13 protein-coding genes, 11 tRNA genes and 1 rRNA gene are annotated in these 13712 nt (G+C 31.0%); all 25 read right to left on the bottom strand.

Going from position 1 to position 13712, the window contains the following annotated elements:
- Positions 1-2: 2 nt before the first annotated feature.
- A complete protein-coding gene (locus tag J2S72_RS00125; RefSeq protein ID WP_023054847.1) occupies positions 3-1043 on the bottom strand; it encodes a SufB/SufD family protein in 1041 nt (346 codons plus the stop codon).
- Between the two features lie 9 nt (positions 1044-1052).
- Complete coding sequence (gene sufB / locus J2S72_RS00120; protein WP_023054822.1) at positions 1053-2465, bottom strand: Fe-S cluster assembly protein SufB; 1413 nt, start codon at positions 2463-2465, stop codon at positions 1053-1055.
- Positions 2455-3213: a Fe-S cluster assembly ATPase SufC gene (sufC, locus tag J2S72_RS00115; RefSeq protein WP_023054804.1), complete on the bottom strand. Its 759-nt coding sequence runs from the start codon at positions 3211-3213 to the stop codon at positions 2455-2457. The genes sufB and sufC overlap by 11 nt, the downstream gene beginning before the upstream one ends.
- A gap of 100 nt (positions 3214-3313) precedes the next feature.
- The gene (locus J2S72_RS00110) at positions 3314-4024 is read right to left on the bottom strand and encodes a YwaF family protein (RefSeq protein WP_023054812.1); all 711 of its coding nucleotides are present in this window, start codon (positions 4022-4024) and stop codon (positions 3314-3316) included.
- Positions 4021-4860 carry a sensor histidine kinase gene (locus J2S72_RS00105; protein ID WP_307494800.1) on the bottom strand — a complete coding sequence of 280 codons (840 nt, stop codon included), beginning with the start codon at positions 4858-4860 and terminating at the stop codon, positions 4021-4023. Before J2S72_RS00105 ends, J2S72_RS00110 begins: the two co-directional genes overlap by 4 nt.
- The gene (locus J2S72_RS00100; protein WP_307494799.1) at positions 4860-5636 is read right to left on the bottom strand and encodes an ABC transporter permease; all 777 of its coding nucleotides are present in this window, start codon (positions 5634-5636) and stop codon (positions 4860-4862) included. The genes J2S72_RS00105 and J2S72_RS00100 overlap by 1 nt, the downstream gene beginning before the upstream one ends.
- A complete protein-coding gene (locus J2S72_RS00095) occupies positions 5633-6421 on the bottom strand; it encodes an ABC-2 transporter permease family protein (RefSeq protein WP_307494798.1) in 789 nt (262 codons plus the stop codon). The genes J2S72_RS00100 and J2S72_RS00095 overlap by 4 nt, the downstream gene beginning before the upstream one ends.
- Positions 6418-7329, bottom strand: a complete 912-nt coding sequence (locus J2S72_RS00090; RefSeq protein ID WP_307494797.1) for an ABC transporter ATP-binding protein — start codon at positions 7327-7329, stop codon at positions 6418-6420. The genes J2S72_RS00095 and J2S72_RS00090 overlap by 4 nt, the downstream gene beginning before the upstream one ends.
- An 85-nt stretch (positions 7330-7414) precedes the next feature.
- On the bottom strand, positions 7415-8089 hold the full coding sequence (locus J2S72_RS00085) for a response regulator transcription factor (protein ID WP_307494796.1): 675 nt from the start codon (positions 8087-8089) through the stop codon (positions 7415-7417).
- A 26-nt stretch (positions 8090-8115) separates the two neighbouring features.
- On the bottom strand, positions 8116-9447 hold the full coding sequence (locus tag J2S72_RS00080; RefSeq protein WP_307494795.1) for a sensor histidine kinase: 1332 nt from the start codon (positions 9445-9447) through the stop codon (positions 8116-8118).
- Positions 9428-10099: a response regulator transcription factor gene (locus J2S72_RS00075; RefSeq protein ID WP_307494794.1), complete on the bottom strand. Its 672-nt coding sequence runs from the start codon at positions 10097-10099 to the stop codon at positions 9428-9430. The genes J2S72_RS00080 and J2S72_RS00075 overlap by 20 nt, the downstream gene beginning before the upstream one ends.
- Before the next feature lie 364 nt (positions 10100-10463).
- The gene (locus tag J2S72_RS00070; protein WP_307494793.1) at positions 10464-10994 is read right to left on the bottom strand and encodes a hypothetical protein; all 531 of its coding nucleotides are present in this window, start codon (positions 10992-10994) and stop codon (positions 10464-10466) included.
- A gap of 194 nt (positions 10995-11188) precedes the next feature.
- Positions 11189-12457, bottom strand: a complete 1269-nt coding sequence (locus J2S72_RS00065; RefSeq protein ID WP_307494792.1) for a copper amine oxidase N-terminal domain-containing protein — start codon at positions 12455-12457, stop codon at positions 11189-11191.
- A gap of 150 nt (positions 12458-12607) precedes the next feature.
- Positions 12608-12684: transfer RNA gene (locus J2S72_RS00060), tRNA-Arg, on the bottom strand.
- Positions 12685-12695: 11 nt separating this feature from the next.
- Positions 12696-12770 (bottom strand) — tRNA-Gly (locus J2S72_RS00055).
- 33 nt (positions 12771-12803) lie between these two features.
- Positions 12804-12889 (bottom strand) — tRNA-Tyr (locus J2S72_RS00050).
- Positions 12890-12903: 14 nt separating this feature from the next.
- Positions 12904-12979: transfer RNA gene (locus J2S72_RS00045), tRNA-Thr, on the bottom strand.
- 20 nt (positions 12980-12999) lie between these two features.
- A tRNA-Asp gene (locus J2S72_RS00040) sits at positions 13000-13076 on the bottom strand.
- A 3-nt stretch (positions 13077-13079) separates the two neighbouring features.
- A tRNA-Val gene (locus tag J2S72_RS00035) sits at positions 13080-13155 on the bottom strand.
- A 5-nt stretch (positions 13156-13160) separates the two neighbouring features.
- Positions 13161-13235: transfer RNA gene (locus J2S72_RS00030), tRNA-Glu, on the bottom strand.
- Between the two features lie 3 nt (positions 13236-13238).
- Positions 13239-13315 (bottom strand) — tRNA-Met (locus J2S72_RS00025).
- A gap of 13 nt (positions 13316-13328) precedes the next feature.
- Positions 13329-13405, bottom strand: a tRNA-Met gene (locus J2S72_RS00020).
- Between the two features lie 13 nt (positions 13406-13418).
- Positions 13419-13507: transfer RNA gene (locus J2S72_RS00015), tRNA-Leu, on the bottom strand.
- 14 nt (positions 13508-13521) lie between these two features.
- A tRNA-Asn gene (locus J2S72_RS00010) sits at positions 13522-13596 on the bottom strand.
- Positions 13597-13615: 19 nt separating this feature from the next.
- A 5S ribosomal RNA gene (rrf, locus tag J2S72_RS00005) occupies positions 13616-13712 on the bottom strand; the annotation flags it as partial.

The following is a 13712-nucleotide window of genomic DNA, read 5'->3' as shown; positions in this document are numbered from 1 at the left end:
ACCTACTTAATTACCTTATAAACTCTGTCCCAAATCTTTTCTTTTAATTTTTCTTCTTCTATTTGGTCAATAGAACCTGAAAATTTTGATTCTATTATAAGGGATTCAGCATCTATTTTAGATATTCCCCTGGACATTATATAAAATAATATTTCAGAATCAATTTTTCCTGCTGAGGCAGCGTGATTACCTATAACATTATCCTCATGGCATAAGAGCAAGGGAACTGATATATTTGTTACATCATCACTTAATAAAATTGCATATTCTTCTTCATTTCCCACAGATGCAGAGGATCCTTCTTTAAAATCAAGATTTGACTTAAATACTTTCAAAGAATTATCTTTTAAAGCTCCATTTACTAAAATCTCAGCCTTAGTTTCTTTTCCCCTGTGGTAAACATTGTATAAAAGATCTAAATTGTGATCTTTGTATCCAAAGTAAATTGAATTTACATTTAAGGAACTTCTATCTCCAATTAGCTCTCCTGTTAGATTTGTGTATAAATTTTTACTTCCCAGTTCATATTGACAAACATTTACAAGAGAATCTTCTTTTGTATAAACTAAAATTGATTCACTGGCTATGGTTTTGTCGTCATCCCCTTGGATTAAAAACAAATCCACTTTTGAATTTTCTTTTGCAAGGATTCTTATTATAGAATTTCTAAATTTTTCTTTTTGTCCTTTTGAACTGTAATCTAAAACTAATCTAAGTTCAGAATTTTTTTCAGCAACTACATCAATAGTATCTAAAAGCTCTGTATGAGTGTCATCAGTCTCTAAATTTAAAATTCCAAAATCTTTTTGTTCCTTGTCTTTTGTTTTAAATATCTTATATAAATTTCCTATTTCCTTATTTATTTCAATAGCTTGTTCAGATGTTGCATATTTAATGTTTTCAAATTCTTTTATTTCTTCTTTCCTGTCTGAAGGCAAAGTGAAATCTTGTTTGAAAACATCAGGAATTTTTATTTCAGTTTCATTTACTTTTAAATAGTTGAAAGTTTTAAAAGTAAGTTCATTTCCATAAAGTGTTTTCATAGGGCCTCCTTATCCAATAGCGCCTTCAAGTTCAAGGTTAATAAGATTGTTCATTTCAACTGCATATTCCATAGGGAGTTCTTTTGCTACAGGTTCTGCAAATCCTCTTACAACCATGGATTTAGCCTCCAATTCGCTAATTCCTCTACTCATTAAATAGAAAATTACTTCATCAGAAATTCTTCCAATCTTAGCTTCATGACCGAAATCTACATTCTTAGTTTTTATATCTATTACAGGAATAGTATCTGAACGTGACTTGCTATCAAGCATCAATGACTCACAGGAAACACTGCTCTTAGAATCTTTTGCCTTTTCACTTATCTTTACAAGTCCCCTATAAACTGCAATTCCTCCGCCCTTTGATATGGACTTTGAATTTACTGTAGATGTTGTGTGGGGAGCAAGGTGAATTGCCTGAGCCCCTGTATCTATATTTTGTCCTGGTCCTGCAAATGAAATGCCAGTATATTCACTGCTAGCCCTTTCTCCTTTTAGAACAGAGCAAGGATATAGCATACTTACCTTTGAACCAAAAGAACCACTTATCCATTGAATAAGCCCATTTTCTTCTACTATTGCCCTTTTAGTATTTAGGTTGTACATATTTCTTGACCAATTTTCAATAGTTGAGTATCTTAAAGTTGCATTTTTCTTAACAAAAAGTTCCACAGCCCCTGCATGAAGATTCAATACATTATATTTAGGTGCTGAACAGCCTTCAATAAAGTGACAATAGGAATCTTCTTCAATAATTATTAAAGTATGCTCAAATTGACCTGCTCCTGGTGCATTCAACCTAAAATAAGATTGAAGAGGTATATCAACTTTTACCCCCTTAGGCACATATACAAAGCTTCCTCCACTCCATACAGCATAGTGAAGAGCTGCATATTTGTGAAGAGTTGGTCTTATGCAAGTTCCAAAATACTCTTTAATAATTTTGGGATATTTTTTTACGGCACTTTCAAAGTCCGTATAAATAACCCCTTGTTCCAAAAGATGCTTTTGAATACTGTGATATACAACTTCACTGTCATATTGAGCTCCAACCCCTGATAAAAGAGATTCTTTTTCAGCTTCAGGTATTCCCAATTTGTCAAAAGTATTTCTTATATCTTCAGGAACCTCTTTCCAGTCATCACTCATATCCGCCTTAGGTCTTATATAAGTTGTAACCTTATCCATATCAACTTCACTTATATCCGGTCCCCAAGAAGGATTTGACTTTTGGTTAAATATTTTTAAAGCCTCAAGTCTTTTTTCAAGCATCCAATCCGGTTCATTTTTTTCTTTAGAAATTTGTCTTACAATTTCTTCTGAAATTCCTTTTTCAGTTTTTGATCTATATTCAAATTTATTCTTGATGTCATAGATACCCCTATCCATTTCATCAATTTCAGTTTTCTTTTTATTTACCAAGTTCTACCTCTTCTCTTATCCAGTTAAATCCATCTCTTTCAATTTTTTCAACAAGACTTGCATCTCCTGTCTTAACAATTCGTCCATCAATTATAACATGGACAAAATCAGGTACTACATTTCTAACAAGTTCTTGGTGGTGAGTTATAATCAAAACTCCATTGTCCTTATTATGAAATCTCTCTATTCCCTTTGATACTATCCTTGTAGCATCAACATCAAGTCCTGAATCAGTTTCATCAAGAATAGCAAGTTTAGGGTTTATCATTAAAAGTTGAAGAATTTCATTTTTCTTCTTTTCTCCTCCTGAAAATCCTAAATTTAAATATCTCTCAGCATAAGAATGATCCATTTTAAGTTCATCCATTTCAGCATATAATTTTTTTCTGAACTTAACAAAAGAAATATTTTCCTCACTTCTTTCTTGTATAGCAGTTCTTATAAAGTTTTCAACACTTATACCTGAAACTGCCATTGGAGATTGAAAACTCATAAATAGGCCTTCTTTAGCCCTCTTATCTGTAGTAAGATCCATTATGCTCTTACCGTCCATTTTTATGTCGCCATCTTTAACAATGTATTTTGGATTTGCCATTATAAGATTAGCAAGGGTAGTTTTACCGCTTCCATTAGGTCCCATAATTACATGGACTTCTCCATAATTTATACTTAAATTTATATTTTTTAGAATTAATTTATCTTCAGTGCCTGCACTTAGATTTTCTATTTTTAAAAGTTCTTCTTTCATTTTTCCTCCTATATATCCTACAAATTTACTATGAATTATATTATAACAGATTTTGAAAAAAAGTCATTCAAAAAATAAAAAAAAAGAGCTTTTAAAAGCTCTAATTTTTCTTATTTGTGACTTTAATCACACTCTTGTAAATCAAAAAAACCATTATCATTACAAGAAATGTTACTAAATATAAACCCATTATATAATTTGGAAACACATTTTTTATTATTTCCAAGAAAGATCCTGGATAGGGATCTCTTATATAAAAATAGTTGGCATCGAAAACTTTATTTAAAAATTTTATTACAGGTAAAATCCCTATTAAAAATATAAGCGGATATAAAATTTCCTTAAACTTAGGCACATATTCTTTTGAAATAACAATGTATAGAGGATAAAAAGTATTTATCCCATGAATAATCCAAGAAGAAATTGCAACATAAGATAATTTATTAACTTCTGTCCAGCCTGGCGTAAACAAACTTAAAAAGGCTGCAGGCATAAATAGAAAAAATAGACAGGATTTTATAAATCTCTTATTTATAAAAGCATCTACCGCTATAAATTCTGCCCCGAAAAGGCAAAGATGAAAGGGCAAATATGAGCTGTCATAATGTCCCGTTAAAAGCACAGCTATAAGCCTTAAAATTTCCAAAGTAATAGGTGTTACTGCAAGTATTTTTCTAAAAGTTTTACTTTTTTTCCATGGTTTGTAAAAAAGTATTCCGAAAAAAATAATAAGAAGTACACATGTAAAATGATATACTCCATAAAATTCAAATCCGGCTTCTCCATAATTTAAATCCCAAAAATTTCTCATAAATCTATTTCTAAAATAAAATTTTTATCCTTTACATATATTTTTCCCCTTGCCTTTATTTTGGTTAAATATTCCTTTATAATTGCAAGGCCTAGTCCAGTAGAATTTCTTGATTTTTCAATGACAACAGATCTGCCAAATAAATAATCGTAATCTCCGTCTTTTAAATCAGTGTCATTTATAAAATATAAAGATTTTTTTTCTTTATTATATTCTATCTTTGAATGACTCTTTGAATATTTTAACATATTATCAAGAGCATTGAAAACTACACTTTTTAAAGATTTTAAATCGCTTAATATTTTTACATTTTCCTCAATGCAAAATTCCACTTCTATATTTTTCTTATTAAAGTCATCATAGTAAAATAAGAGTGCTTGAGCTAAAAGTTCATAGAGATCTATTAATTCAAAGTCCAAATTTTCATTTATGCTGGCAAGAGAATACTCGTAAAAACGCTCTATGAGTTTAGATAAAAACTGACTTTTTTCTTTTACAGTTTTTAAATAAGAATTTTCTTTATCATCTATTAAATCTAAGTAGCCTAAAATAGATGTAAGAGGAGTTCTTAAATCATGGCTTAAATTTGCAAGTATTTCTTTATGCTTTTTATTAAGATTTTCAATTTCAATCTTTAATTTTTGATTTTCAAGAATAATGCTATTTAATTCTTCATTTACAGAATCTAAATCATCGTTGCCTGATAAAGGTACTTTGCTTACAGACCTATTTTTTAAAATCGAAAAAAAATTATCTTTAAAATTTTTTATTATCTTTTTTTGATAAATAATATATGAAATTAAAATTACTATTATAAAAAGAAATAATAAGCTCATTATTCCAACCTTTTATTTTTTAATTTTGTAAATCCAATTATATGAAAAATCATGAAATAAAAAAGACTTACAGTGAAAATAAACAAAATATTATTTATTTCAAAATTTAAAAATTTTATATTTTGAAAAATTTCATTACCTATAGGTATAGCTCCTATCAGTTTTTGAAAGGAAATTTTATTAAGCTCAAGGAAAATATCAGTTTTAAATAAATAACTTAAAAGTTGAGCAACAAAGTTTAAATTGCTAATAGCAAAAAGCCAAATAAAAACTGTTACTACTTCTTTTTTTATCAAACAGTTTAGAGCCATTATAAGGGCAATTGCAGAAAAAAGAATTGGCATTTCTAAAAGTAAATGTAGGGAAGAACTTTTTATTATTTCAAAAGCTCCTCCTATATTTTCCATTTTAAGGGCAAGGACTATAAATAAAATAAGAGAAGCATATGCTGCGCTTATAATCCCGTATATACTAGTAACTATTATCTTAGAAAGGTATATTTCCCTGGGGCTTATTCCTGATTCAAATCCCCTTTGAAGTCCCCCCTCTTTAAATTCTCTGCCAAAGGAAGGATTTGCCACTAAAATTGTCATTGCTAAAGCAAAAGATAAAACTAAAGAATTTACCGTTCTTTCCGTTCCCACATAATCTTCAGGTAAAATATTTATATTTACAAAAATTCCTAAGAGCAAAATAATAAGAGGTAAAATAAATAAAAAGTAGTTTGATTTATCCTTCCCTAGTCTATAAAATTCGCCCTTTAAATAATTTTTCATTGAAATCTCCTCCTTTTAAAAAATGTCATCCCTATTAAATTAAATAAAATAATCCATATTAATGATACTAAAATAACTCTTATATAAGTTTTTGAATCTATCTCAAAATTATTTATTCCTACCTTTGCTAAGATATCTACAATTAATTCTGTAGGAAAATATTGGCTTATTTTTGAAAAAATATTTATATTTAAGTTATTTAAAATTTCCTCTATGGCTTTATAAAAAAATGTAAAAAATAGCCATGCAAACACAGTTGCTATCTCGCTTCTGCTTAAATATAAAGCCATTTGTATAAAGGCTCCCAAGGCAAAAAGTGGAAATACTCCAAGGGTAAAGATTTTAAATAAAGTTGTAAAAAATACTAAAACTTGCCTAAAATTAAAGCCCAAGAGCAAATTTCCCAAGCTGAAAATTAAAAGCAAAAATAATATATAAAGGCATCCTATAAGTATTATTAAAAAATATCTTGCCAAATAGGTTTTATTTGTTGAGTAGCCTGCTTCAACTTGCCTTACCTTTCCCCCTTCTCTAAATTCTCCTGACAGAACTGTAAGTCCCACAAAAATTGTGAAAAGAGGCGATATTCCCACTAAAAGCAAAACCCAAGGAAGCATATATGGATATGTGTTAGTTTCAACACTTAAATCTTTTAAGTTAGAAGAATTTGCCCCCTTCATTTGTAAAAATAGAACTAAAATTATTAAAGGAACAAAAATAAGCCAAATCCAAATACTTTTTTTATTTTTTATTTTATAAAACTCAGCTTTTATAAAATTTTTCATTTTTCCTCCATTAAGTTTACATAGTAATCTTCAAGATTGCCTTCATTTTTTTTATAAGATTTTAAAAATATTCCGTTTTTTCCAAGAAGTTCCTGTAATTTTTTTATGTCCACTTCATTATAAACTTCCACAAAAGAATCATTTTTTACTTTATAGTCTTCAATAAACTTATTTTCTTCAAGAATTGGCAAAGCTTTTTTCAAATCAGGATCTTCAAATTCAAGTTCATAATACCTTTTGCTTTTTTCATGTAATTTTTCTAGGCTTATTTCTTCAATTAACTCTCCTTTTTTTATAAAGGCGAATTTATTTGCCACAACTGAAAGTTCCGATAGTATATGAGATGATATTATAATACTTGTGGACCATTCCAAATTAATTTTTTTTATAAAATTTCTAAGCTCAACTATACCTTGAGGATCCAGGCCATTTATAGGCTCATCAAGGACTAAAATTTTAGGTCTATTCATAGTTGCTGCAACCATGCCAAGTCTTTGTTTCATACCTGTTGAATAGGATTTTACCTTTTTATTTAAACTGTCATCAATTTTAAAAGTTTTACATAAATCCCAAATATCTTCATTTTTAGGATCCAAGCCTTTTAATTTTGCTATATAAATTAAATTTTGCTTTCCTGTCATATAATCATAAAAAGCAGCATTTTCTATTAAAAATCCCATTTGACTTCTTGCTTTATTAAGGTTCTCTTGACTTTCTTTTTCAAATATTTTTAAGGTACCGTCACTTTTATTTATATGGCCTGCAAGAATTTTTAATAAAGTGGACTTTCCAGCTCCATTGGGACCTACCAAACCATAAATATCCCCTTCTTCAATACTTAAATTTAAATTTTTCAAAGCTTGAAAATTTCCAAATTTTTTATTTAGATTTCTTGTTTCTATAATCATAATAATTACCTCCTGATACTATTATCAGACACTTAATTTAATAAGGTCTTAAGGAATTCTAAAGTTTTTCTAAAAAAATAACAGGCTATTTTCTTAGCCTGTATCCTATTCCCCAAACTGTTTCTATATACTCTTCTGAATCAAATTTTTTTATTTTGTTTCTAATGTTTGAAATGTGAACATTTATAGTATCTTCATCAGCTGCAAAATTATCTTGCCAAACAGCCTCGTACAAATTTTTCTTTGTAAAAATCCTGTTTTGATTTTTTATAAAAAGTTTTAAAATGTTGAGTTCGGTTTTTGTAAGTTGAAGCTCATTTCCATTTATTGTAAAATTTTCCATTTGTTTATTATATTTTAAATTTTTATAATTTAAAGATGAATTTATTTTTGAAAATTCTCTATACCGTCTTATATTTGCTTGAATTCTTGCAAGGACATCTTCCTTTTCAAAGGGCTTTTTTATAAAATCATCTGCCCCTATATTTAATACATTGACCCTTGAATCCACATCTATTTTTGCACTTATAACTATTATAGGTATAGAAATTGACTTATCTCTTATTTCTTTTATAAATTCTTCCCCACTTTTTACAGGCATCATTAAATCTAAAATCATCAAATCAAATTCTTCCAAATCTTTTTGCAGCAAAGCCTCCATAGCTGTAAAACATTGGCGAACTTCATAGTTTTCCTTAATTAAAATATCCCTTAACAAATTGTTTATATCAATGTTGTCTTCTATAATTAAAATTTTCACCTTATCACCTTTTTTAATTATAACATTTAATTTTCCTTACTTTCTAAAGATAATCTAAAGATTGTTTTTTCTTCATCACTTTCCATAGAAACTTGTCCTCCATGGAGTTTGCTTATCTTATCAACTATGGACAGTCCAAGGCCATAGCCATCTTTAAGATCTTTATTTCTTGAAGAATCAACTTGATAAAATCTGTTAAATATTTTCTTTGAATCTTCCTTAGAAATTTTTTCCCCATCATTTATTACCTCAAGGATGACTCTATTTTTTTCCTTGAAAAGTCTTATTTCTATATAAGTTTTTTTAAATTTTATTGCATTGGAAATTAAATTATCAAATAATCTTTCAAGCATTATTTTATTACCTGATACTTTTAAATTTTTTTCCACATCTATTATAAATTTTATATCCTTGTAGGCACTCTCATAAATTTGACAATTATTTAAAATCATTTGAGAAAAATCTATTTTATCATCCACCTTAAAATCTCTTTCAAGCTTATCAAGCTCCATTATTTGATTTATCAAAGCCCTCATCTTTTCCGATTGCTTGTTTATTATCTCAAATAACTCCCTTGCCTCTTCATCTTTTATATATTCTTTGCCATATTCGCTTTCGCTCATTATAACCGAAAGAGGAGTCCTAAGCTCATGAGAAACGTCAATAGTAAGCCTTTTTTCTCGGTCTAAAGACTCTTCGATAGTATCCAACATACCATTAAAAGTCCTGGCCAAATCATGAACCTCATCTTTGCCCTCACCAATTAAAATTCTTTTTTTCAAATCTCCTTTTTCCTTTATCTCCCTTGCAGTATTGGTTATATTTCTAATAGGCTTAAAGGATTTATCAGCTATTTTGTAGCCTATATATATTATTAAAATAATTAATATGGGACTTACTACTAAAAATAATAAAAAGAACTTACTTAGCTCATGAAAAACTATATTTTCAGGCAAAATTCCCCTTAAAAAACTGCCATTCTCATCTAATTTAACATCATAATAAAGATAAGATCCGTCTTTTCTTATATATTTTGAAATTCCCGAATAGCTCACAGGAAGGTTAGTGTCAAAATCTTTTGGTTTTATCCCCTTTATTCCTCCAAACTCATCGTAAAAAAGAAAAAATACCCCATTATCAAAATATTCAAAATTGCCCTTCTTATTTTGTAAACTTTCTACAGTTTTCTTTAACTTTTTTTCAGCCCTATTCTGTAAAATATTTTTTGAAATGAAGACAGAACTTGTAAGTAAAATTATAAATAAGATTATTATAAAAAAAGAATACCAGGCAGTTATCCTTTTTGTAATAGGGATTTTTTTTAATTTCACCCCTAATTTATTGGTCAAAAATTCCATATCCAAGTCCTCTTTTTGTAGTTATCAACTTATTTGAATTTTCTATATCTATTTTTTTTCTTATATTTTTAATCAAAACATCTATAACATTAGACTCCGCAGAAGAATCATAGGGCCAAACACCATCTCTTATATTTTCCCTTGTTAGAATTTGATTTTTATTTCTTAAAAGGTACTCTAAAACTTGGTACTCTTTTGCAGTTAAATCTATAAGCTTGGAACCTCTTTTTACCTGCTTTTTATTTATATCCACACTTAAATCAAAAACCCTTATTATATTTGAACTTTCCCCATTTTTTCTTCTGACAATAGCTCTTATTCTCGCAAGAAGCTCCTTAAAATCAAAGGGCTTTATTAAATAATCATCTCCACCTAAGTCAAGACCCCTAACCCTATCTTCAATAGTATCTTTTGCAGTTAAAAAAAGTATAGGAGTATCATTTTCTTCATCCCTTATTTTTTTTGCAAATTCAAATCCGTCCATTTCAGGCATCATAATGTCCAAAATAATTAAATCATACTTTGTATATGCAACAAAATCCAAAGCTTCCAAGCCATTATAGGCATAATCAACTATGAAATCCTGTTTTAAAAGGTGCTTTACTATAATTTTATTTAAATCTTTTTCATCTTCTACAACTAAAATCTTCATATCTATCACCTATTTTAGATTATCACATTTTTATGAAAATAAAATGAATTTTATTTTCTCTTTTTTACGCTCTACGTAAAGCATTTTTATTTTTAAAAATTTTCAATTGAAATTTTTTCTATATTTTTTATTTTTCGTTTTTTATTTTGTTTCAAATCATTCGCCTTACGGCGATCGGACCAATAAATTGGTCCCTACATTGGCTTGCAAGGGTTTATTTTTTTGAAACCTGTTCGAATAAATAAACCCTACATTGGGTTTTATGTTTTTTATCGTACTTAGGATAAAAATGCCATATATAATATTTTTTTGTGAGGGGGACCAATGGGCTAAACGCCCCTATGTCCCCCTCACACTCCCCTCCTTACCCCACAATCTTTTTCACACTAAAGAACTTACTGCAATCAATCTCCTCTATTTTTTTGTCCTTGTTTTCTGCATTCAGCAAATGTTTATACATTGGCCTTCCCTTGAACCCAAAGCCTGAAAACGCTTTGACTTCTCCGTTGGGCTGCTCAACCAAAACGTCATACATAATTCTGCTTTCTCTAAAAGCCGTTTCCCCAGTCTTTTTGTCAACGCCCTTTCCTTCTTCTTCCGGCAAATACTTGATTCCAGCCCAGTTAAGCATTATAGCCATCCACTGCCTGTAGGTGTAGGAATCTCCAAAGCCAGGACCACCCGGATTTGTGGTGTAAACGTTTTTGCCTGTTTTTGGATCTATACCCATGTTTTCATCGTAGGGTCTGGTCCAGTCGGTTTTGCCGTCCCATTCTGTTTTGTCTTTGTTTTTTTTATCAATAAGATCTGCACCTGCATATACTGAATCTACAGGAATCATTCCTATTAACATTACTAAAGATAGTATAAATGTTGTAATTCTTTTGAATTTCATAAATTTCGGGCAACTGCCCTTGTCTCCTTTCTTATTAATGAAAAAATATGATTATTCTTACTCTATATATTAGAGATATGTTTTTAAAATTATTCATTGTAAGAAATGTTTTTTTGCAATAAAAAAATACCCCCATAAGGGGGTATACAAAAAGATAAAAAAGATAAAAAAGTGAAAAATAATAAAGATGAATATTAATAAAGTTGTTTTATATTGAAAATTTCAGATCCAAGACCTCTGTTATTATTTTTATAGTTTCCATTCCCTTGGAAATGAGTTTTAATAGCTGCCCTAATAGCTGGGTCAGTAATTCTATTTAAAGTCTTTTCTGTAGTTAAGAACATATATCTTACATCAAACTCATAAGCATGCTCTTCCTCGCCTTCCCTAACAATAAGCTTGTATCTAATAAGGTCGCCCATAGCAGGAGCAAGAAGTTCATCCTTACCCTTTGTCTTTAAAAAGTTATAGTTTTCAGGGTTTCCAACAAATAAATCTTCAAGCCCAGCTACAGCATAAGTATCCTTAGCCCATTCCTTTAAATAATCTCCAGCAAATCCTGAGTCATGGATTTTTCCACTTTTACCAACACACTTTCCATCCTTAATGTATTGATGACCTAATTTTTTAGCGTCAATATGTTTTATATAAGGAGAAAATCTTTGGTCAATAAGCTCAATAGCCATTTGCCAATCATCAGGAGCATTTTTAAAATCATTATGATTATTTAACTGAAAAGCCCAAGGAGCAATAGTTTTTGTAAAAAAGTCATTATTCCACGGGTCACAATAATTTAACCACAAATCAGGAGCAACCCACTTATCAGAAACCTTGCCGGGATACTCTCCTTTTACGGGTCTACTTGCTATTCTTCCACTTACAATAGCACTGTTATCACCTGGTCTATCCCAAGTTTCATATCTTTCTTTTATACGCTTAAAGGTTAAGTTTAATAATTGGTCTTCGCTTAAATCTCCTTTTGCTTGGTTACTTTGGTTTGCAAGGTAAATTGCTATTTGATGTAAATTATTTTCCTTCTTATAATCTACCTTATAACCCATGTTCTCTGCTATGAATCTTAAAGGTACATATGTTCTGTCCCCTCTTATTATTGGGGCTATTATACCTGTTTGGTCTATGTTTATTTCTTTTCCATTTAGGCTTGCTTTGGTGTTTCCTATTTGTAGGTTTAAATTCCTGCCTAAGCCTGAGTTTGTCATGGTGATTTCTTGAGTTTCACTCTTCCAGTCTACTTTAAAGCCCATGTTTTCTGATACTACTCTTAGGGGCACCATGGTTCTGTTTCCCTTTGCTATATATGGATAGCCTGAGTTTTGGTTCATTTGTATTTTATTCTTATTTACGGTAATTTTAAATTGTTGATTATCTTCTCCATATGTTTTTTCTATTATTGAAAATATAAGTACTGGTATGAGGATAAGTTTTAATATTCTTTTGTTCATTATTATCTCCTTTTTTAGTTTTTTTACAATTTCTTTTTAGTTTTTTTGCAATTTCATTTTACCATATCTAAAATAAAAAATCTCTTGTTTAATTTTATCATTTTTAAAATTTTAAATAAAAAAAAATAGCCATAAAAATTTTATGGCTATTGGCGCGCCTTAGAGGATTCGAACCCCCGGCCTTTTGATCCGTAGTCAAACGCTCTATCCAGCTGAGCTAAAGGCGCATATAAAAAAATGGAGCGGATGACGAGATTCGAACTCGCGACCCTCGCCTTGGCAAGGCGATGCTCTACCACTGAGCCACATCCGCATAAGTAATTTTATTTTATTGTTTAATTTTTATTGGTGGAGGAGAGTGGATTTGAACCACTGAAAGCGATGCTAACGGATTTACAGTCCGTCCCCTTTGGCCAACTTGGGTACTCCTCCATATGAAAAAATAATGGAGCTGGTGGGAGGACTTGAACCCCTAACCTACTGATTACAAGTCAGTTGCTCTACCAATTGAGCTACACCAGCAAGTTCCATTCTCTTTTCTTTGGCGACCTGGATCGGGCTCGAACCGACGACCTCCAGCGTGACAGGCTGGCATTCTAACCAGCTGAACTACCAGGCCATTTGGTGGACACAATAGGGCTCGAACCTATGACCCCCTGCTTGTAAGGCAGGTGCTCTCCCAACTGAGCTATGCGTCCTTATTTGGTGACCCTGTCGGGAATCGAACCCGAGATACCACCGTGAAAGGGTGGTGTCTTAACCGCTTGACCACAGGGCCTTATGGTAGCGGCGAAGAGATTTGAACTCCTGACACTTCGGGTATGAACCGAATGCTCTAGCCATCTGAGCTACGCCGCCTTATTAAAAAAAATGGTAGCGGGAGAAGGATTCGAACCTTCGACCTTCGGGTTATGAGCCCGACGAGCTACCAAACTGCTCCATCCCGCGTCATTTTTTTGTTTGGTGCCGAGGACCGGAATCGAACCGGTACGGTATTTTACTACCGCAGGATTTTAAGTCCTGTGCGTCTGCCAGTTCCGCCACCCCGGCCTGACCTCTTCTTTTGGCTCTCAGGGTGGGGCTCGAACCCACAACCTACCGGTTAACAGCCGGTTGCTCCACCATTGAGCTACCTAAGATCATTTTTTTATTTAAAAAATCCGGCAATAACCTACTCTCCCAGGCCGTTACCAGCCAAGTACCATCGGCGCATGAAGGCTTAACTTCTGTGTTCGGTATGGGTACAGGTGGATCC

Origin of the sequence: Peptoniphilus koenoeneniae (assembly GCF_030812875.1) — a bacterium.
GTDB lineage: Bacteria > Bacillota > Clostridia > Tissierellales > Peptoniphilaceae > Peptoniphilus_B > Peptoniphilus_B koenoeneniae.
Note: the sequence above shows the minus strand (reverse complement) of the source record. Positions and strands in the feature narration are given on the sequence as shown.